Genomic DNA, 20,298 nt, shown 5'->3' on the forward strand with positions numbered 1-20,298 from the left:
AGAGGTCACACCCGTTCCCATACCGAACACGGAAGTTAAGCTCTCTAGCGCCGATGGTAGTTGGGACTTTGTCCCTGTGAGAGTAGGACGTTGCCAGGCAAAAACCTAAGTCGTTTTGACTTAGGTTTTTTTATTTGTCTTAAAAAATAAGATGTATATTTTAATTCCCCTGTATTAGATGTAAAATAACCGCTCTATGCTATATCTCCAAATGGAACAATTATAAATTGAAGAGATGTAGATGCCTTTTGGAGATAAATTCCTTCTTACATGTCTACTGATATATTGGCCGTTACTTGCAATATGTCGACGCTTCAACGATGTTCAATATGCTGAACGTACGAGAAAAGGCTGACAAAAGTTCACTTTCAGATTAACTCCTTACAGGAAATAATTATGAAATCTTTTTAAGATCAAATTGCATATATTCTCGTCTTTTTCCTTTAAATTCCTCTCTTTACTGTATATTTTTTCGGTTCTTCTTTTTAATATAACTAAAACACGAACGTTATAATGGACTCCATAAAAAACATTCGATTATTTGTTGACATGTTTGAATGACACCTGTTAATATAACGGTAGAAACAATATTATATCGTACCTCATATAATCGCGGGAATATGGCCTGCAAGTCTCTACCTAACGACCGTTAATCGTTGGACTATGAGGGAAAGTCACTCGGTATTTTTCTATTCACGTGGGATACGTGTATGCCTGAGTAGAGCACTTTCTCTCATAGTAAAGGGGAAATGTTCTATATCAGGCTTTTTTTATTTGAATCGGGGGGATTCTAATATGAAACCACTAGTTGGAGTCATTATGGGAAGCACGTCAGACTGGGAAACAATGAAGTATGCTTGTGAAATATTAGAAGAATTAAATATTCCGTATGAGAAGAAAGTCGTATCTGCTCATCGGACTCCAGATTATATGTTTGAATATGCGGAAACAGCTCGTGAACGTGGATTAAAAGTTATTATTGCTGGGGCAGGCGGAGCCGCTCATTTGCCAGGAATGGTTGCTGCAAAAACAAATATTCCTGTTATTGGTGTTCCTGTTCAGTCGAAAGCGTTAAATGGTTTAGATTCCTTACTATCTATTGTCCAAATGCCAGGAGGTGTTCCAGTTGCGACTGTCGCAATTGGAAAAGCTGGAGCTACAAATGCAGGTTTACTTGCTACGCAAATACTAGGATCGTTTCATGATGATATACACGATGCATTAGAACTGAGACGAGAAGCAATTGAAAAAAATGTGCGAGAAGGTAGTGAACTGCAGTGATAAAAACGATCTTACCTGGACAAATGATTGGTATTATTGGCGGAGGACAGCTTGGCAGAATGATGGCGATGGCAGCAAAGGAAATGGGATATAAGATTGCAGTATTAGACCCAGCAAAGTCTTCGCCGTGTGCACAAGTCGCTGACATTGAAATTGTGGCACCGTATAATGATTTAAAAGCAATTCAGCACTTGGCAGAAATAAGTGACGTTGTAACATATGAGTTTGAGAATATTGATTATAACTGCTTACAATGGCTTGAAAAGAATGCTTATTTACCACAGGGCAGTGAGTTATTATATACAACACAAAATCGTTATACAGAAAAAAATGCAATCACGAAAGCGGGTTTACCAGTAGCACCATACAGACTCGTTCAGAAGCAGGAAGAGCTTTTAGAAGCAATTGCTGAATTTTCCTTCCCTTGTGTGTTAAAGACAACAACAGGGGGATATGATGGAAAAGGGCAAGTTGTACTAAGAAGTGAAGCTGATATTGCGAGAGCTGTAGAACTTGTAAATCAGGCTGAATGTATTTTAGAAAAGTGGATTTCATTTGAAAAAGAAATTTCAGTTATTGTTACACGTAGTGTACACGGTGAAACGAAAGTATTTCCGGTAGCCGAAAACATTCACGTGAATAACATTTTACATGAATCAATCGTACCAGCTCGTATTGCAGAAGAACTATCACAAAAAGGAATTCAATATGCAGAGAGATTAGCGGATGAACTAAAGTTAGTGGGAACACTAGCAGTAGAGATGTTTGCTACAGCAAATGGTGACATTTATATCAATGAGTTAGCACCAAGACCGCACAACTCTGGGCACTATACAATTGATGCATGTGAAATCAGTCAATTCGGACAACATATCCGAGCAATCTGTAATTTACCTCTTGGAGAAACAATTTTGTTAAAACCAGTTGTCATGGTAAACATTTTAGGCGAACATATAGAAGGAGTCCTAAAGCAAGTGAATAGATTAACCGGGTGTTACTTGCATTTATATGGTAAAGAAGATGCAAAGCCGCAGCGTAAAATGGGGCATGTAAATATTTTGAATGAAAATATTGATGTGGCATTAAACAAAGCGCGGACGTTGCACATTTGGGACCATCAAGAACAACTGTTGGAGGGAAAAAGATGATTAGTCGTTATACACGCCCTGAGATGGGTGCGATTTGGACGGAAGAAAACAAATTTAAAGCGTGGTTAGAAGTTGAGATCTTAGCTTGTGAAGCTTGGGCTGAACTTGGAGATATTCCGAAAGAAGATGTGAAAAAGCTCCGTGAAAATGCATCTTTCGATATTGACCGTATTTATGAAATCGAGAAAGAAACACGTCATGATGTGGTAGCATTCACTCGTGCAGTATCTGAAACACCAGCATTAGGTGAAGAACGTAAATGGGTACACTACGGTTTAACATCTACAGACGTAGTAGACACAGCGTTATCTTTCATCTTAAAACAAGCTAATGAAATTTTATTAAAAGACTTAGAGAACTTCATTAGTATCTTAGCTAATAAAGCAAAAGAACATAAATACACAATTATGATGGGAAGAACACATGGTGTTCATGCAGAGCCAACAACGTTCGGCTTAAAGCTTGGTCTTTGGTACGAAGAAATGAAACGTAACTTAGAGCGTTTTAAAGAGGCAGCTAATACAGTTCGCGTTGGTAAACTTTCTGGTGCCGTTGGTACGTACGCGAACATTAATCCATTCGTAGAAAAATATGTTTGTGAAAATTTAGGATTAGAAGCAGCACCGATTTCAACACAAACGCTGCAACGTGATCGTCATGCACATTACATGTCAGCACTTGCACTAATTGCAACATCTATCGAAAAAATGGCAGTCGAAATTCGCGGTTTACAAAAAAGTGAAACACGTGAAGTAGAAGAGGCCTTTGCGAAAGGACAAAAAGGTTCGTCTGCAATGCCACATAAACGTAATCCGATTGGGTCTGAAAATATGACTGGTTTGGCTCGTGTTATCCGTGGTTACATGATGACAGCTTACGAGAATGTTCCATTATGGCATGAGCGTGATATTTCACATTCATCTGCGGAACGTATTATTTTACCGGATGCAACGATTGCATTAAATTACATGTTAAATCGTTTTGGTAATATCGTGGAAAACTTAACGGTATTCCCAGAAAACATGAAACGCAATATGACACGAACATATGGTTTAATTTACTCTCAGCGCGTAATGCTTACGCTAATCGATAAAGGTATGGTACGTGAAGAAGCTTATGATATCGTACAGCCTAAAGCGATGGAAGCTTGGGAAACACAGGTACAATTTAAGGAGCTTGTAGAAGCTGATGAGCGCATTACAAGCAAATTAACACAAGAAGAAATCAATGAATGTTTCAACTATGAACATCACTTACAACACGTTGATACAATTTTTGAACGTCTTGGCTTAAACTGATAATTTTATATGGCACAGAATAGGATCATTCTGTGCCGTTACTTTTAATTATACTATTCATATTTTTCAAACTACAGGGGGCTTGCGAAGTGCAAAAGCTAGAATTGCTGTATGAAGGAAAAGCAAAAAGAATTTATCGTACAGAAACAGCAGATATGGTTTGGGTAGAGTACAAAGATAGTGCTACTGCTTTCAATGGGGAAAAGAAAGCGACGATTTCTGGAAAAGGTCGCCTGAACAATGAGATTACAACTCTTTTATTCAGAAAGTTACAAGAAGTGGGAATCAAATCACACTTTGTTGAGAAAATATCGGAAACAGAACAAATCGTAAAAAGAGTGAGCATCATTCCATTAGAAGTTGTCACAAGAAATGTAATTGCAGGCAGTCTTTCAAAACGACTAGGAATGGAAGAAGGAACTGTACTTACAACACCAATTGTGGAATTTTACTACAAAGATGATGATTTAGGAGATCCGCTTGTAACAGAAGATCATATTCGTGTGCTAAACGTTGCAACGCCAGAGCAAGTAAGCATATTACGAGAAAAAGCTCTACAGATCAATCAAGTATTGATTGAGCATTTCGCAAGTTGTCGTGTAAGATTAATAGATTTTAAATTAGAGTTTGGAGTAACAGAAGCGGGAGAAATTTTATTAGCGGATGAAATTTCACCTGATACATGCCGTTTATGGGATGAAACGAGCAATGAAAAATTTGATAAAGATGTATTCCGCCGCGATCTTGGTAATTTAACAGATGCTTATGAAGAACTTTTAAAACGATTAGGGGGAGCTTCACATGTATAAAGTAAAGGTATATGTAACGTTAAGAGAAAGTGTATTAGATCCACAAGGAACAGCGGTAAAAGGGGCGCTTCATAGTCTTTCGTTTACAGAAGTACAAGATGTTCGTATCGGTAAATATATGGAGTTAACAATTGATAAATCAGTTACAGATATTGATGCAATGGTAAAAGAAATGTGTGAGAAATTATTAACAAACGTAGTGATTGAAGATTATCGCTATGAAGTTGAGGAGGTTGTCGCGCAGTGAAATTTGCCGTAATCGTTTTCCCAGGTTCGAACTGTGATGTGGATATGTTTCATGCAATTAAAGATGAGCTTGGCCAAGATGTAGACTACGTTTGGCATGATACAGAAAACTTAGATGAGTACGATGGAATTTTACTACCAGGCGGTTTCTCTTACGGAGATTATCTTCGCTGCGGAGCTATTTCTCGCTTTGCAAACGCAATGAAAGGTGTACAAAAAGCAGCTGAAGCAGGAAAACCAATTTTAGGTGTATGTAACGGTTTTCAAATTTTAGTAGAGTCTGGACTCTTACCAGGGGCATTAATTCGCAATAAGAACTTAAAATTTATGTGCCGTACTGTTCAGCTTCGTGTTGAAAATAATACAACAATGTTCACGTCGCAATATGAGAAAGACGAAGTTATCGATATTCCGATTGCTCATGGTGAAGGAAACTACTACTGTGATGAAGCAACATTGAAACAGTTAGAAGAAAATAATCAAATTGTGTTCCGTTATGTAGAGAATCCAAACGGAAGCGTTTCAGATATTGCAGGAATTGTAAACGAACAAGGAAATGTACTTGGCATGATGCCGCATCCAGAGCGTGCTGTTGATGAATTGCTTGGAGGAGCAGATGGTCTAAAAGTATTTCAATCTATTTTGAAACATTGGAGGGAAACATATGTCGTTACTGCTTGAGCCAAATCCAACTCAAATTAAAGAACAACGCATTTATGCAGAAATGGGATTAACAGACGAAGAGTTTGCCATGGTTGAAAAGATTTTAGGTCGTCTTCCAAACTATACAGAAACAGGACTATTCTCTGTTATGTGGTCAGAACATTGTAGTTATAAAAACTCAAAGCCAGTTCTTCGTAAGTTCCCAACAACTGGTGAACGTGTATTACAAGGTCCTGGTGAAGGCGCTGGTATCGTAGATATCGGTGACAATCAAGCAGTAGTATTTAAAATGGAGAGTCATAATCATCCATCTGCAATTGAGCCATATCAAGGTGCAGCGACAGGGGTTGGCGGTATTATACGTGATGTGTTTTCTATGGGAGCACGTCCAATTGCTATGTTAAATTCACTTCGCTTTGGTGAACTACAATCACCACGCGTGAAATATTTATTTGAAGAAGTTGTAGCAGGTATTGCAGGATACGGTAACTGCATTGGAATTCCAACTGTAGGCGGAGAAGTACAGTTCGATCCATGCTATGAAGGAAATCCACTTGTAAATGCAATGTGTGTTGGTTTAATTAACCATGAAGATATTAAAAAAGGCCAAGCGCACGGTGCTGGTAATACAGTAATGTATGTTGGTGCAGCAACAGGTCGTGACGGTATTCATGGTGCAACGTTTGCGTCAGAAGAACTATCTGAGGATTCCGATGCAAAGCGTCCAGCAGTGCAAGTAGGCGACCCATTTATGGAGAAGCTTTTAATTGAAGCGTGCTTAGAGCTTATCAAATCTGATGCACTTGTCGGTATTCAGGATATGGGAGCAGCAGGCTTAACATCATCTTCTGCAGAGATGGCAAGTAAAGCAGGTATGGGTATTGAAATGTACTTAGATGATGTACCACAACGTGAAACAGGTATGACACCATATGAGATGATGCTTTCTGAATCACAAGAGCGTATGTTAATCGTCGTGAAAAAAGGCAGAGAGCAAGAGATTGTAGAGTTATTTGAAAAATACGGTCTTGCAGCAGTAGTAATGGGAAAAGTAACTGAAGATAAAATGCTTCGTTTATTCCATAAAGGCGAAATGGTTGCAGAAGTGCCAGCTGATGCATTAGCAGAAGAAGCACCTGTTTATCATAAGCCTTCAAAAGAAGCAGCGTATTTTGCAGAGTTCCAACAAATGAAGATGGAAACACCAAAGGTGGAGAATTATAAAGAAACATTATTATCTCTATTACAGCAACCAACGATTGCAAGTAAAGAGTGGGTATATGATCAATACGATTACCAAGTACGCACAAGCACAGTTGTTACACCAGGATCTGATGCAGCGGTTGTTCGTGTACGCGGAACAAATAAAGCATTAGCAATGACAACAGATTGTAACTCTCGCTACATTTATTTAGACCCAGAAATGGGCGGGAAAATCGCTGTAGCAGAAGCAGCTCGTAATATTGTATGTTCTGGCGGTGAGCCGCTTGCAATTACAGATTGCTTAAACTTCGGTAATCCAGAAAAGCCAGAAATTTTCTGGCAAATTGAGAAGTCAGTAGATGGTATGAGCGAAGCGTGCCGCACGTTAAGTACACCTGTTATTGGCGGAAACGTATCGATGTACAACGAACGCAGCGGTGAAGCGGTATACCCAACACCAACTGTTGGTATGGTTGGTCTTGTACATGATATAAAGCATGTAACAACGCAAGAGTTTAAGCAAGCTGGCGATCTTGTTTATGTAATCGGTGAAACGAAAGCTGAGTTTGGCGGTAGTGAGCTACAAAAAATGTTACATGGTAAAATCTTCGGTCAAGCACCAAGCATCGATTTAGAAGTAGAAGAAAAACGCCAAAAGCAATTACTAGCAGCTATTCAAAAAGGTCTTGTACAATCAGCGCATGACGTTGCAGAAGGCGGATTAGCAGTTGCTTTCGCAGAAAGTGCAATGGGTGCAAACGGATTAGGTGCAGATGTGAAATTAGCTGGAGAAGCAACAGCAATGTTATTTGCAGAATCACAATCTCGCTTTGTTGTTACAGTAAAACGTGAGCAAAAAGAAGCGTTTGAAAGTATGATAGATGCACTTTATGTTGGGGAAGTAACAAGTGCAAATCAATTAACAATTCGTAATGAAGAAAACGAAGTATTGCTTACAGCAGATGTTGATGAAATGAGAACGGCTTGGAAAGGGGCTATTCCATGCTTAATGAAATAAAGGGGCTAAATGAAGAGTGCGGCGTTTTCGGAATTTGGGGGCATGAAAATGCTGCTCAAGTTACGTATTACGGACTGCACAGCTTGCAGCACCGTGGCCAAGAAGGCGCCGGCATTGTTGTAAATAATGGGGATAAAATCATTGGTCATAAAGGTCTTGGTTTAATATCAGAAGTATTTTCGCGCGGCGAGTTAGAAGGCTTAAACGGAAAATCGGCGATTGGGCATGTTCGTTATGCGACAGCAGGCGGCGCTGAAGTTGCAAATGTTCAACCACTGTTATTTCGCTTTTCAGACCATAGTATGGCATTAGCTCATAACGGTAATTTAATTAATGCAAAAATGCTTCGTCGTGAATTAGAGGCAGAAGGAAGCATCTTTCAAACAAGTTCGGATACAGAAGTATTGCTTCATTTAATTAAGCGCAATACAAAAGGTACATTAATTGAAAGTGTAAAAGATGCACTAAACAAAGTAAAAGGTGCTTTTGCCTATTTATTATTAACAGGAAACGAAATGATTGTTGCATTAGATCCAAATGGATTTAGACCCCTTTCAATTGGAAAGATGGGAGATGCGTACGTTGTAGCATCTGAAACATGTGCATTTGATGTTGTGGGTGCAACACATATTCGTGATGTAGAGCCTGGAGAAATTATTGTTATTAATGATGAGGGAATACACGCAGATCGCTATACAAATGATATAGAGCATGCGATTTGCAGCATGGAATACATTTACTTTGCGCGTCCTGATTCAAACATTGCTGGTGTTAACGTTCATGCAGCACGTAAAAATATGGGGAAATTGTTAGCTAAAGAAGCTCCAATTGAAGCGGATGTTGTAACAGGTGTACCGGACTCTAGTATTTCAGCTGCAATCGGCTACGCGGAAGCGACAGGAATTCCTTATGAATTAGGGTTAATTAAGAATCGTTACGTCGGACGTACCTTTATTCAACCTTCACAAGAATTACGTGAGCAAGGTGTAAAAATGAAGCTTTCAGCAGTACGCGGTGTTGTTGAAGGGAAACGTGTTGTTATGATTGATGATTCTATTGTGCGTGGTACAACAAGCAAGCGAATTGTTCGCATGCTTCGCGAGGCTGGGGCAACGGAAGTGCATGTAAGAATTGCTTCACCGCCGCTTAAGTATCCATGCTTCTATGGAATTGATATTCAAACAAGAAAAGAATTAATCGCAGCAAATCATTCAATAGAAGAAATTCGTCAAATCATTGGAGCAGACTCTTTAACGTTTTTAAGTGAAGAAGGTTTAATTGATGCAATTGGACGCCCATATGAAGGGAAATATGGCGGTTTATGTATGGCTTACTTTAATGGAGATTATCCAACCGCTCTTTATGATTACGAACAAGAGCTTTTAGAAAGCATGAAATAAAGTATTACACATTAGAGTAATAAGAAAGTATAGCAGCTTCTACTATATGCTGTGTAGAAGCTTGCCTTTCTTGAAGTTTCATCATTTTAGTTTTACTGTTCGGTAGACGTGAGAAATTCTTTCAGTATAAAAAGACGAGGTGTAGAGAAACGATGGCGAATGCATATAAGCAAGCAGGAGTAGATATTGAGGCTGGATATGAAGCGGTATCTCGCATGAAAAAGCATGTGCAAACAACGATGAGAAAAGAAGTGCTAGGCGGTTTAGGCGGTTTTGGAGGAATGTTTGATCTTTCAAAATTTGCATTAGAAGAGCCAGTATTAGTGTCTGGAACAGATGGTGTAGGAACAAAATTAATGCTCGCTTTCATGGTGGATAAGCATGACACAATCGGCATCGATGCAGTTGCAATGTGTGTGAATGATATTGTTGTTCAAGGAGCAGAGCCGCTCTTTTTCCTAGATTATATTGCTTGTGGTAAAGCAGAACCTAGTAAAATTGAAAACATCGTCAAAGGAATTGCAGAAGGATGCCGTCAGGCTGGTTGTTCACTAATCGGCGGGGAAACAGCTGAAATGCCAGGTATGTATTCTGAAGAAGAGTACGATTTAGCTGGTTTTACAGTTGGTATTGTGGATAAAAAGAAAATTGTTACGGGGCAATCCATTGAAGCAAATCAAGTATTAATCGGACTTGCTTCCAGCGGAATTCATAGTAATGGTTACTCTCTTGTACGTAAGGTGCTATTAGAGGATGGACAGCTTTCACTTGATCGTATGTATGATGGTTTAGAACTACCACTTGGTGAGGAACTATTAAAACCAACTAAAATTTATGTCAAACCTATTTTAGAGCTATTGAAGAAATATAATGTAAGCGGTATGGCTCACATTACTGGTGGTGGATTTATTGAAAATATTCCACGTATGTTGCCAGACGGTATTGGAGCAGAAATCGAACTTGGTTCTTGGACAGTTCATCCGATCTTTGATTTAATGCAAGAAGTTGGTCAATTAAATAGAGAAGAAATGTTCAATATTTTTAACATGGGTATTGGCATGGTAGTAGCAGTTAAAGAAGAAGATGCAGAAGGTGCTATCAAACTTTTAGAAGAACAAGGGGAAACAGCTCATATTATCGGACGTACTGTACAAGGTTCTGGGGTTACATTTAATGGGGGAGTAGTATCATGAGCCGAATAGCAATTTTTGCTTCAGGAAGTGGTTCTAACTTTCAAGCACTTGTAGATGCAGTAGAAGACGGAAGATTAGATGTACAGCTTAGTTTACTTGTATGTGATCAACCTAGTGCGCGTGTTGTCCAGCGTGCAAATGATCATCATGTTCCTTGCTTTTCCTTTTCAGCGAAAGATTATGAATCAAAGGATGCATTTGAACAGGAAATATTAAAGAAATTACAAGAATCCGAGGTTGACTGGATTATTTTAGCAGGGTATATGCGTCTAATTGGTCCAACGTTACTAGCTGCTTATGGAGGAAGAATTGTTAACATTCATCCGTCGTTATTGCCAAGTTTTCCAGGAAAAGACGCGGTTGGGCAGGCGATTGAAGCTGGTGTGAAAGTAACGGGAGTAACAATCCATTACGTGGATGCAGGAATGGATACAGGACCAATTATCGCACAGGAAGCGGTAGCAGTTTCTGAAGATGATACACGAGAAAGTTTACAAAAGAAAATTCAACTTGTCGAACATAGATTGTACGTGGATACGGTGAAATCTTTATTACATTCTAAAGTGAAGTCATAAGAGCAGCATTTTAATACAACTAGGGGTGAAGAATAAATGAAAAAGCGTGCATTAGTAAGTGTTTCAAATAAAGCTGGAGTTGTAGAGTTCGTAAAAGGATTACTTGAGCAAGGTATTGAAGTTATTTCAACAGGCGGAACAAAAAAATTACTAGAAGAAAATGGCTTACAAGTCATTGGAATTTCTGAAGTAACAGGTTTTCCAGAAATTATGGACGGACGTGTGAAAACATTACACCCAAACATTCATGGCGGATTGCTTGCAGTACGTGATAACGAAACGCATATGTCCCAAATGAATGAACTCGGCATTCAACCAATCGACTTTGTTGTTGTAAACTTATATCCATTTAAAGAAACGATTGCAAAGCCAGATGTGACATTTATTGATGCAATTGAAAATATCGATATCGGCGGACCGACAATGATTCGATCTGCTGCGAAAAACCATGAGTTTGTATCAGTTATCGTAGATCCAACAGACTACGATGTTGTATTAGGGGAATTAAAGGAAAGCGGAGAAGTTTCAAAAGAAACAAAACGTAAATTAGCAGCAAAAGTATTCCGTCATACAGCGGCATATGATGCATTAATTTCAAACTATTTAACAGAACAAACAGGAGAAGAAAGCCCTGAAACGTTAACTGTTACGTTTGAGAAAAAACAAGATTTACGTTACGGTGAAAATCCACATCAAAAAGCAACATTCTATAAAGCACCGTTTGCAGCAGCTTCTTCGATTGCTTATGCAGAGCAGTTACATGGCAAAGAGCTGTCTTACAATAATATAAATGATGCAGATGCAGCGATGAGCATCGTTAAAGAGTTTACAGAGCCAGCAGTTGTAGCGGTAAAACATATGAATCCATGCGGCGTTGGTGTTGGTACAGATATTAATGAAGCATATACACGTGCTTACGAAGCTGACCCAGTATCAATTTTTGGCGGCATTATTGCAGCAAACCGTGAAATTGATAAAGCAACAGCAGAAAAATTACATGAGATTTTCTTAGAAATCATCATTGCACCTTCTTTCTCAGAAGAAGCGTTAGAAGTACTGCAAAGTAAGAAAAATTTACGCTTGTTAACTATCGATATCGCAAAAGCAGAAACAGCAAGTAAAAAGCTAACTTCCGTACAAGGTGGTTTACTTGTACAAGAAGAAGATACATTAGCATTAGAAGATGCGACGATTACAATTCCAACAAAACGTGAACCAACTGAGCAAGAGTGGAATGATTTGAAATTAGCATGGAAAGTTGTGAAACATGTAAAATCTAATGCGATTGTTCTAGCAAAAGATAATATGACAATTGGTGTTGGTGCAGGGCAAATGAACCGCGTCGGCTCAGCAAAAATTGCAATTACACAAGCGGGTGAAAAATCGCAAGGAAGTGCACTTGCATCTGATGCATACTTCCCAATGCCAGATACAGTAGAAGAAGCGGCTAAAGCCGGCGTTACAGCAATCATTCAACCAGGCGGTTCTATTCGTGACGAAGATTCAATTAAAAAAGCGGACGAGTATGGCATCGCGATGGTATTCACTGGAGTACGTCATTTCAAACATTAATCTAGAAACGAAATAGGAGCAGAGAAGCTCCTATTTTGTACTTATTCGAATAATGGAGGATGAAATATGAATGTTTTAGTAATTGGCCGTGGTGGACGTGAGCATGCATTAGCATGGAAATTTGCACAATCAGAGCAAGTAGAGACTGTATATGTAGCACCGGGAAATGAAGGCATGAAAGATGTAGCAACGCCTGTAGCTATCGACGAAAATGATTTTGATGCGCTTATTAAGTTTGCGAAAGAAAATCATATTGGTTTAACGTTTGTTGGTCCAGAAATTCCGCTTATGAACGGAATCGCGGATCGTTTTGAAGCAGAGGGTCTTCGCGTCTTTGGACCAAATAGCAAGGCAGCTGTTATTGAAGGTAGTAAAGCTTTTACGAAAGAGCTTATGAAAAAGTATGATATTCCAACAGCGGCATATGAAACATTTACAGAGTATGAAGCAGCTGTGCAATACATTGAAAAAGTTGGCGCACCAATTGTTATTAAAGCAGATGGCCTAGCAGCTGGTAAAGGCGTAACGGTTGCCATGACATTAGAAGAAGCACTGCAAGCTGTAAAAGAAATGCTGCAAGATGTAAAGTTTGGAGAAGCAAGCAAAAAGGTTGTCATTGAAGAGTTTTTAGACGGCCAAGAATTTTCACTTATGGCATTTGTAAACGGAACAACTGTATATCCAATGGTAATTGCACAAGATCATAAACGTGCTTTTGATGGTGATAAAGGACCAAATACAGGCGGAATGGGTGCCTATTCTCCGGTACCACAAATTCCGCAATCAGCAGTAGAACAAGCGATTGAAACTGTTCTACATCCAACAGCTCAAGCAATGATACAAGAAGGACGTTCTTTCACAGGTATTTTATATGCAGGGCTTATTTTAACAAGCGAAGGGCCGAAAGTAATTGAATTTAATGCTCGATTTGGTGATCCAGAAACAGAAGTAATCTTACCTCGGTTAGAAAGCGATTTAGTTGATGTATGTAATCATGTACTAGATGGAACAGAACTTACTTTAGAGTGGTCTGAAGAAGCAGTAATTGGTGTTGTATTAGCTTCTAAAGGATATCCAGAAGCTTACGAAAAAGGTGCTGTAATTCGAGGACTAGAAACATTGGAAGATGTTATTGTGTTTCATGCCGGAACGGATGTTAAAGATGGAGAATTTGTAACTAACGGTGGCCGTGTATTATTTGTTGCTTGTAAAGGAAAAGGTTTACAAGAGGCAAAGGATAAAGTATACGCAGAAATTGCAAAGATTGAAAGTGATGGTTTATTTTATCGAAGTGATATAGGGTACCGCGCAATTGCGAAAGTAGATTGCTAGAAGGGGGGCTTCCCCTTTTTAAATACTGGCTCTGTTAAACAATAATGTTGATAATCGAGCGAGTTTCTTGCTAAGCACTCTTTAAAACTACGAAACAATAAGGATCCAAAGTGAAAGTACATTTTGCTTTGGATCCTTTTATTTTCTTCTACTATTTCCGGACAGTAAGACCCTCATTTCAAGATTGAGAGAGAAGTAAAGAATATAGGTTATGGATAACCGATGGAAGTTTTACTTTATATAATTCAGTAAATTTAGCAAGCGATTGCAGTCATGCATTCAATTTATCAAAATATTACTTTTCCTTGTTTGATATTTCTTTATAATGTAATATATTAATGTTATTAAATATTTCTAATAAATAGCAAGGGAGATAATTATGAAAAAGATGTTTAAATCATTGACATTTGTCATGATGATAGGGTTATTAATGAGTGTATTGGCAGGATGCTCGAATCCTAATGATACTGTGCAAGAATTTTTGACGGCGATACAAAAGGGAGATTATGAAAAAGCAAGTACTTATGTCTATGCAAATGATAAGGGATATGATTTTAGCAAACTAAATAAAAAGGAAGATGGCATTGAGGGGAAGGCTGTATTCAATGCAATCGTAAAGAACTATAAATTTGAAAAACCAGAACAAGTATCCAAGGAAGATGATAAAGCAAAGGTTAAAGTAAAGATCACTTCTGTTGACATGGCTGTTGCAACTACAAAGACAATTGGGGAAATCATGCCTATGGCTTTTGCAAGTGCGTTTAGTGAAGACAAAGAACAATCTGATAAGGCAATGGAGCAAATGATGACGACAACTCTTGTTAAGAACTTGTCTGATAAAGATGCGACAATGGCGACTCGTGAAGTTACGTTGAACTTAAAGAAAGACAAAGATGGTAAATATAAGATTGTTTCTGATGAAAATTTACAGGAAGCATTGCTTGCAAATTCAAAATCAATAGATAAAATGTTTGGCAATAAATAATTGCGATACATAAAATAAAAAACAATAAAACAGCCTCCTAATTACTAGGAGGCTGTTTTATTGGTGTTGGAATTTTCCTCATGCCCATCAACTTAAGAATATCAATTACCTCCAGGTGTAAAAAATGCCATCCTTTCTGCATATTTCTACAAAAAGAATAGCTTTTTTTCGTTACATGGATACAAATTCATCTTAACTTGATGGATATGTATGGTAACCCCTATATTATAATTATGTATGTGATGAAACCGATATCTAAAAAGGGGGATCCCTAATATGTACAAACTCAAAACAACAGAAACCGACAATAGCGTAATTGAGTGTATTGAAAATGTTGAAAGTCTTAAAAAACGAGAAAGCGCATATCAATTATTAGATATATTTACTGAAACAACGGGCTATACAGCAAAGATGTGGGGACCGAGCATTATTGGATTTGGAACATACCATTATAAATATGCATCCGGTCATGAAGGCGATGCCCCATTAGTGAGCTTTTCCCCTAGAAAAGCCAAAATTAGTTTATATTTTGCACCTGGTGACCCTAGGCGAGAAGAACTATTAAAAAACTTTGGAAAATACACGTCTGGAAAATCATGTGTATATATTAATAAAGTAGCAGACATTGATATCCATGTTCTAAAAGCACTAATCAAACAATCTGTAGGTTTTTTGAAAGAGATGTATCCAAATCATTAATGAAATTTTATGTAGATTTTTAAATAGTTCCTATTAATTCTTACTTAAGCTTAGCTTGATAGCGATGTGGCGATACCCCTAAAAAGAAAACGAGTCCTACTTATTAAAAAGTTAGGACTCGTTTTCTTTTTTTAATTTTCCCTTTTGCTTTGCCATTTCGCGAAGTAAATATTCAATATGACCATTTACACTCCGAAATTCGTCGTTTGCCCATTTTTCAATAACTGCGTACAACTCGGGATCAATTCGTAATGGAAAGCTTTTCTTTTTAGCCATAATTACTGACAACCTTTAATATAGACTTCCTGCATTAATGACTGGCTGTGCTCCTTTATCTGAAACAATGGCAACTAATAAGTTATTGACCATATTTGCTTTTCGCTCGTCATCTAAATCAAGTATACCTTCTTCATCTAGCTTTTGAATAGAATCTTTCGCCATTTGTACGGCACCTTCTACAATTTCTTTTCGTGCAGCTAATACTGCTTTTGCTTGCTGACGCTGAAGCATTGCATGTGCAATTTCTGTTGCATAAGCTAAGTGTGTTAAACGAGTTTCGATTACTTCTACTCCTGCAATCTCTAAACGTGCTTCTAATTCTCGCTTTAACTCTTCAGAAATCTCTTCTGAGTTTCCACGCAGTGTAATGATGTTTTCATCTTGGAAATTATCATACGGATATTTCGTTGCCACATGGCGAATTGCTGTTTCGCTTTGAATTTCTACGAAGGCATCATAATGTTCGACACCAAAGATTGCTTTTGCGGAATCAATGACTTTGTATACAACAACAGCTGCGATTTCAATGGGATTTCCATCTACATCGTTTACTTTTAATTTCTGACTATTAAAGTTTTCTACGCGTAGTGAAACGGTTTGGCGAAATGCAAATGGAATTGTTAAAAACAGACCATTTTCACGAATTGTTCCTAAGTAGTTACCAAAAAATGTGATTACCTTTGCTTGGTTTGGCTGGACAATACCAATGCCACTTGCAATAATTACTGCTAATAAAAACGAGATAACACCAATAGAAAATATTTCATTAATAAGGCTGAATACACCAATACCAACTAAAACTAAAACTGCAAACATTCCTAAAAATCCATTGACATGAAATACTTGTTTTTCTTTCATGACCTCGCCTCCTTTTGATATAAAAATGATATCACTTTTATATCAAAGATGACAATAGATTTATAACCTAATTTTGTTAAAAATACGATAATATGTATTTTTTGATTGGATTTTCTAGTATAGGAACAAATGTTCTTTTTGTGGTAAAATAAAAGAAACTTAGCCGCCCACTGCAGCAGCTAAGTTTCTTTTAGAGCATCTTGCATAGTGACAAATGATTCAAAGCGGTTTGGACATAAGAGCCTTTTCAAGTGCAGACTCAATTTCCTTATCAGAAGCATCATAACTTCCAGAGCTTGTTTTTTCTTCGTCATGAGAAGTATGATGTGCTTCTTGTTTATTAGATTGTCCATTCTTCATAAAATCCATGCCAGGCATTTTTAAATCCGGGATATTCATATATTTACCGAGTTTACATGCTGCTACAATAGGACAGAAACGAACGATTCCTTCTGCAATTTTCATTGCTCCAACCCAAAGCATAATTTTGGACCAAATACACCATGGTCTTCTTGTAAGCTTTGCTGTATTGCAGCTAAGCAAAACAAGACCAATGGTAATACGAATAAAGGCATTCATTGTGCCGATGTTTTGTTTGAACAAGAAATTCACTCCCTCTTCACCAGCTTTAAAATAGATATATCTATTTCAAGAGTTATTGTTCCTTTCATACTTTCTCTATATACAATCCAACATTTGACGTAGAAAAAGATGTTGTATGGAACGTGTGTCAGCACAGTATTTTTTGTTATAATGAAAGAATGTGTAAAGACGATTAGATAAAAAGAAAGGGTGTTTTCATGTACGATATTTCACAGTGGAAACATGTATTTAAGCTTGACCCGAATAAGGAGTTAAGCGACGAACATTTAGAGCTTATTTGTGAGTCAGGGACGGACGCTGTTATTGTAGGCGGAAGTGACGGAATTACAATTGATAATGTATTACACATGCTAGTAAGCATTCGTAGATATGCGGTTCCTTGTGTATTAGAAGTTTCAACGATGGATTCTGTTACACCAGGATTCGATTTTTATTACATCCCGAGCGTATTAAATAGCCGGAAGGTCGAATGGGTAACGGGCCTTCACCATGCGGCATTGAAAGAGTTTGGCGATATTATGAACTGGGATGAAATTTTTATGCAGGGATACTGTGTATTAAATCCAGAAGCGAAAGTGGCAAAGTTAACAGAAGCAAACTGTGAGTTATCAGAAGACGATGTGATTGCATATGCGCGTTTGGCGGATAAACTTCTTCATTTGCCAATTTTCTATTTAGAATACAGCGGCACATATGGAAATGTGGAACTCGTAAGAAAAGTGAAAGCTGAGCTGCAAAATGCAACATTATATTACGGCGGCGGAATTGCAAGCGCAGATCAAGCGAAGGAAATGGAACAGTATGCGGATACAGTTGTCGTTGGAAATTTAATTTATGAAGATATAAAGCAAGCTTTAGCAACAGTAAAAGCTGTAAAAGGAGAGTAGGTGACCGAATACATGAGTATAACAGAAAAATTATTAACAGGATTAAATCCGCAGCAGCAAAAAGCTGTACAAACAACGGCTGGACCGCTGTTACTTATGGCAGGTGCAGGTAGTGGTAAGACGCGTGTGTTAACGCACCGAATTGCTTATTTACTTGGTGAAAAAGGTGTTGCACCGTGGAATGTATTAGCGATTACGTTTACAAATAAAGCAGCACGTGAAATGCGTGAGCGTATTGACAAACTTGTTGGTCCAGAAGCAGAGGATATTTGGATTTCAACATTCCACTCCATGTGTGTTCGCATTTTACGACGCGATATTGATCGCATTGGTGTTAATCGTAACTTTACGATTTTAGATGCAAGTGACCAATTAACAGTTGTGAAAAAAATTATGAAAGAGCGCAATATTGATCCAAAGAAGTTTGAACCACGTTCTGTTCTTGCGACAATTAGTAATGCGAAAAATGAATTGTTATCTGCAGAAAAATATGCGAAGGAAATTTCAATTGCAGATCCATACGAAAAGATGACAAGCGATGTGTATACAGAGTATCAAAAGCGTCTTCTCAAAAATAATGCGCTTGATTTTGATGATTTAATCATGACGACGATTCAATTATTTGAGCGTATACCAGAAGTACTGGAGTTTTATCAACGTAAATTTCAATATATTCACGTGGATGAGTATCAAGATACGAACCGTGCTCAGTACATTCTCGTTAATAAATTGGCCGCTCGTTTTAAAAACCTTTGCGTAGTCGGTGACTCGGATCAATCGATTTATCGCTGGCGCGGGGCAGATATTTCTAATATCTTGTCGTTTGAAAAAGATTATGAAAATGCACAGGTTATTTTACTGGAGCAAAACTATCGTTCGACGCAAAGTATTTTAAACGCAGCGAATGCTGTTATTGAAAATAATATGAACCGTAAACCGAAGAAGTTATGGACGGATAATCAAGTAGGGAGTAAAATTTCGTATTACCGTGCTGCAACTGAAAAGGATGAAGCTTACTTTGTCGCGAAAAAGATTCGTGATGAAGTGCAAATAGGCAATCGAAAGTACACAGACTTTGCGGTACTATATCGTACAAATGCTCAGTCTCGTATGGTCGAGGAGATTTTCCTGAAGTCCAATATTCCATATAAAATTGTCGGTGGAATTAAGTTCTACGATCGTAAAGAAATTAAAGATATATTGGCATATTTACGTTTAATTGCGAATCCTGATGATGAAATTAGTTTCGCTCGTATTATTAATGTACCAAAACGCGGTGTTGGAGCAACATCTATTGATAAAATTATTAATTATGGCGTACAAAATGGTCTTTCGCTGACGGCTGTATTAGACGAAATTGAACACGTTGGACTAAGTGCAAAAATTACGAAGACAGTAGCAGAATTTGCAAAGCAACTTCATAATTGGGTAAACATGCAAGAGTATTTATCAGTAACAGAGCTTGTTGAGGAAGTATTAGAGAAAACAGGTTACCGTGATGCACTGAAGAATGAACGTACATTAGAATCAGAAGGACGCTTAGAAAACTTAGAAGAATTCTTATCTGTTACACAAACGTTTGAATCACAAAGTGAAGATAAGAGCCTTGTTGCGTTCTTAACCGATTTAGCGCTTGTTGCTGATATTGATCGTGTAGATGAAGATCCAACTGCTGGTGAAGAAGTCATTTTAATGACAATGCACTCTGCAAAAGGATTGGAATTCCCTGTTGTCTTTATTTTAGGATTAGAAGAAGGGATTTTCCCGCATACGCGCTCTTTAATGGAAGAAGATGAAATGCAAGAAGAACGCCGCTTAGCATACGTTGGTATTACACGTGCAGAAGAAGAATTGTACGTAACGAATGCTCAAATGCGAACGATATTTGGTAGAACAAGCATGAATAAAGAATCACGTTTCATTTCCGAAATTCCTGAGGATCTCATTGAAACGCTTCATGAAGTGAAACCAAAGCGTGAAAGCTTTAGTGCAAAGTCAAAACCTATGACTACAACGACAACTCGTTCACGCTCAGCCTTTGTTCGTCCTGCTGCGAAAACAACAGGCGGTGAACAAATTGGCTGGTCAGTTGGTGATAAAGCATCACATCAAAAATGGGGCATTGGTACTGTTGTGAGTGTGAAAGGCGAAGGAGATGCGAAAGAATTAGATATCGCGTTCCCAAGTCCAATTGGTATTAAACGATTATTGGCTAAATTTGCGCCAGTTACGAAAGTGTAAGAAAGGAA

The 20,298-nt window shown here is 38.0% G+C and carries 19 protein-coding genes, 1 rRNA gene and 1 riboswitch; of the genes, 17 read left to right on the top strand and 3 right to left on the bottom strand.

What is annotated here, in order from left to right:
• The 15 genes from rrf to ACFQZ1_RS02390 form a co-directional block, all read left to right on the top strand.
• Positions 1–99, top strand: a 5S ribosomal RNA gene (rrf, locus tag ACFQZ1_RS02320); the annotation flags it as partial.
• 483 nt (positions 100–582) lie between these two features.
• Positions 583–684, top strand: a riboswitch (purine riboswitch).
• A 111-nt stretch (positions 685–795) separates the two neighbouring features.
• Entirely contained in the window at positions 796–1,281 is a 486-nt protein-coding gene (purE, locus tag ACFQZ1_RS02325; protein WP_377880488.1) for a 5-(carboxyamino)imidazole ribonucleotide mutase, read from the top strand.
• A complete protein-coding gene (gene purK / locus ACFQZ1_RS02330) occupies positions 1,278–2,429 on the top strand; it encodes a 5-(carboxyamino)imidazole ribonucleotide synthase (RefSeq protein ID WP_377880489.1) in 1,152 nt (383 codons plus the stop codon). The genes purE and purK overlap by 4 nt, the downstream gene beginning before the upstream one ends.
• On the top strand, positions 2,426–3,727 hold the full coding sequence (gene purB, locus ACFQZ1_RS02335; RefSeq protein WP_377880490.1) for an adenylosuccinate lyase: 1,302 nt from the start codon (positions 2,426–2,428) through the stop codon (positions 3,725–3,727). Before purK ends, purB begins: the two co-directional genes overlap by 4 nt.
• Before the next feature lie 89 nt (positions 3,728–3,816).
• The gene (gene purC, locus ACFQZ1_RS02340) at positions 3,817–4,536 is read left to right on the top strand and encodes a phosphoribosylaminoimidazolesuccinocarboxamide synthase (RefSeq protein WP_377880491.1); all 720 of its coding nucleotides are present in this window, start codon (positions 3,817–3,819) and stop codon (positions 4,534–4,536) included.
• On the top strand, positions 4,529–4,783 hold the full coding sequence (gene purS / locus ACFQZ1_RS02345) for a phosphoribosylformylglycinamidine synthase subunit PurS (RefSeq protein ID WP_098309204.1): 255 nt from the start codon (positions 4,529–4,531) through the stop codon (positions 4,781–4,783). The genes purC and purS overlap by 8 nt, the downstream gene beginning before the upstream one ends.
• Positions 4,780–5,463 carry a phosphoribosylformylglycinamidine synthase subunit PurQ gene (gene purQ / locus ACFQZ1_RS02350; RefSeq protein ID WP_098309203.1) on the top strand — a complete coding sequence of 228 codons (684 nt, stop codon included), beginning with the start codon at positions 4,780–4,782 and terminating at the stop codon, positions 5,461–5,463. The genes purS and purQ overlap by 4 nt, the downstream gene beginning before the upstream one ends.
• Complete coding sequence (purL, locus tag ACFQZ1_RS02355) at positions 5,447–7,666, top strand: phosphoribosylformylglycinamidine synthase subunit PurL (protein ID WP_377880492.1); 2,220 nt, start codon at positions 5,447–5,449, stop codon at positions 7,664–7,666. The genes purQ and purL overlap by 17 nt, the downstream gene beginning before the upstream one ends.
• Positions 7,651–9,066: an amidophosphoribosyltransferase gene (gene purF, locus ACFQZ1_RS02360; RefSeq protein ID WP_377880494.1), complete on the top strand. Its 1,416-nt coding sequence runs from the start codon at positions 7,651–7,653 to the stop codon at positions 9,064–9,066. Before purL ends, purF begins: the two co-directional genes overlap by 16 nt.
• Positions 9,067–9,218: 152 nt before the next feature.
• Positions 9,219–10,259, top strand: coding sequence for a phosphoribosylformylglycinamidine cyclo-ligase (gene purM, locus ACFQZ1_RS02365; protein ID WP_377880496.1), 1,041 nt, complete (start codon positions 9,219–9,221; stop codon positions 10,257–10,259).
• A complete protein-coding gene (gene purN, locus ACFQZ1_RS02370) occupies positions 10,256–10,834 on the top strand; it encodes a phosphoribosylglycinamide formyltransferase (protein ID WP_377880497.1) in 579 nt (192 codons plus the stop codon). Before purM ends, purN begins: the two co-directional genes overlap by 4 nt.
• Before the next feature lie 36 nt (positions 10,835–10,870).
• Positions 10,871–12,406 carry a bifunctional phosphoribosylaminoimidazolecarboxamide formyltransferase/IMP cyclohydrolase gene (purH, locus tag ACFQZ1_RS02375; RefSeq protein ID WP_377880498.1) on the top strand — a complete coding sequence of 512 codons (1,536 nt, stop codon included), beginning with the start codon at positions 10,871–10,873 and terminating at the stop codon, positions 12,404–12,406.
• A gap of 66 nt (positions 12,407–12,472) precedes the next feature.
• The gene (purD, locus tag ACFQZ1_RS02380) at positions 12,473–13,738 is read left to right on the top strand and encodes a phosphoribosylamine--glycine ligase (protein WP_377880499.1); all 1,266 of its coding nucleotides are present in this window, start codon (positions 12,473–12,475) and stop codon (positions 13,736–13,738) included.
• Positions 13,739–14,117: 379 nt separating this feature from the next.
• Entirely contained in the window at positions 14,118–14,723 is a 606-nt protein-coding gene (locus ACFQZ1_RS02385) for a hypothetical protein (protein ID WP_377880500.1), read from the top strand.
• Between the two features lie 276 nt (positions 14,724–14,999).
• Positions 15,000–15,422 carry a DUF1801 domain-containing protein gene (locus ACFQZ1_RS02390; RefSeq protein ID WP_377880501.1) on the top strand — a complete coding sequence of 141 codons (423 nt, stop codon included), beginning with the start codon at positions 15,000–15,002 and terminating at the stop codon, positions 15,420–15,422.
• A gap of 111 nt (positions 15,423–15,533) precedes the next feature.
• On the opposite strand, the gene ACFQZ1_RS02395 is transcribed toward ACFQZ1_RS02390, so the two are convergent.
• The 3 genes from ACFQZ1_RS02395 to ACFQZ1_RS02405 form a co-directional block, all read right to left on the bottom strand.
• Positions 15,534–15,698, bottom strand: coding sequence for a type II toxin-antitoxin system antitoxin (locus ACFQZ1_RS02395; RefSeq protein WP_377880502.1), 165 nt, complete (start codon positions 15,696–15,698; stop codon positions 15,534–15,536).
• Positions 15,699–15,713: 15 nt separating this feature from the next.
• Complete coding sequence (locus tag ACFQZ1_RS02400) at positions 15,714–16,559, bottom strand: SPFH domain-containing protein (protein WP_377880503.1); 846 nt, start codon at positions 16,557–16,559, stop codon at positions 15,714–15,716.
• 219 nt (positions 16,560–16,778) lie between these two features.
• On the bottom strand, positions 16,779–17,138 hold the full coding sequence (locus ACFQZ1_RS02405) for a YgaP family membrane protein (RefSeq protein WP_377880623.1): 360 nt from the start codon (positions 17,136–17,138) through the stop codon (positions 16,779–16,781).
• 221 nt (positions 17,139–17,359) lie between these two features.
• Here ACFQZ1_RS02405 and pcrB point away from each other — a divergent pair, with 221 nt between their 5' ends.
• Together pcrB and pcrA are read left to right on the top strand one after the other, a co-directional pair.
• Complete coding sequence (pcrB, locus tag ACFQZ1_RS02410; RefSeq protein WP_377880504.1) at positions 17,360–18,049, top strand: heptaprenylglyceryl phosphate synthase; 690 nt, start codon at positions 17,360–17,362, stop codon at positions 18,047–18,049.
• Positions 18,050–20,290, top strand: a complete 2,241-nt coding sequence (pcrA, locus tag ACFQZ1_RS02415) for a DNA helicase PcrA (RefSeq protein WP_377880505.1) — start codon at positions 18,050–18,052, stop codon at positions 20,288–20,290. It begins immediately after the preceding gene.
• Positions 20,291–20,298: the final 8 nt, after the last annotated feature.

It is taken from the genome of Bacillus sp. CGMCC 1.60114 (assembly GCF_042676365.1).
GTDB lineage: Bacteria > Bacillota > Bacilli > Bacillales > Bacillaceae_G > Bacillus_A > Bacillus_A rhizoplanae_A.

What these genes read in the sequence shown, in the direction of transcription:
- purE (WP_377880488.1), top strand. Translation starts at nt 796, where the DNA reads ATGAAACCACTAGTTGGAGTCATTATGGGAAGCACGTCAGACTGGGAA.
- purB (WP_377880490.1), top strand. Translation starts at nt 2,426, where the DNA reads ATGATTAGTCGTTATACACGCCCTGAGATGGGTGCGATTTGGACGGAA.
- purS (WP_098309204.1), top strand. Translation starts at nt 4,529, where the DNA reads ATGTATAAAGTAAAGGTATATGTAACGTTAAGAGAAAGTGTATTAGAT.
- purL (WP_377880492.1), top strand. Translation starts at nt 5,447, where the DNA reads ATGTCGTTACTGCTTGAGCCAAATCCAACTCAAATTAAAGAACAACGC.
- purF (WP_377880494.1), top strand. Translation starts at nt 7,651, where the DNA reads ATGCTTAATGAAATAAAGGGGCTAAATGAAGAGTGCGGCGTTTTCGGA.
- purM (WP_377880496.1), top strand. Translation starts at nt 9,219, where the DNA reads ATGGCGAATGCATATAAGCAAGCAGGAGTAGATATTGAGGCTGGATAT.
- purN (WP_377880497.1), top strand. Translation starts at nt 10,256, where the DNA reads ATGAGCCGAATAGCAATTTTTGCTTCAGGAAGTGGTTCTAACTTTCAA.
- purH (WP_377880498.1), top strand. Translation starts at nt 10,871, where the DNA reads ATGAAAAAGCGTGCATTAGTAAGTGTTTCAAATAAAGCTGGAGTTGTA.
- purD (WP_377880499.1), top strand. Translation starts at nt 12,473, where the DNA reads ATGAATGTTTTAGTAATTGGCCGTGGTGGACGTGAGCATGCATTAGCA.
- ACFQZ1_RS02385 (WP_377880500.1), top strand. Translation starts at nt 14,118, where the DNA reads ATGAAAAAGATGTTTAAATCATTGACATTTGTCATGATGATAGGGTTA.
- ACFQZ1_RS02390 (WP_377880501.1), top strand. Translation starts at nt 15,000, where the DNA reads ATGTACAAACTCAAAACAACAGAAACCGACAATAGCGTAATTGAGTGT.
- ACFQZ1_RS02395 (WP_377880502.1), bottom strand. Translation starts at nt 15,698, where the DNA reads ATGGCTAAAAAGAAAAGCTTTCCATTACGAATTGATCCCGAGTTGTAC.
- ACFQZ1_RS02400 (WP_377880503.1), bottom strand. Translation starts at nt 16,559, where the DNA reads ATGAAAGAAAAACAAGTATTTCATGTCAATGGATTTTTAGGAATGTTT.
- ACFQZ1_RS02405 (WP_377880623.1), bottom strand. Translation starts at nt 17,138, where the DNA reads ATGAATGCCTTTATTCGTATTACCATTGGTCTTGTTTTGCTTAGCTGC.
- pcrB (WP_377880504.1), top strand. Translation starts at nt 17,360, where the DNA reads ATGTACGATATTTCACAGTGGAAACATGTATTTAAGCTTGACCCGAAT.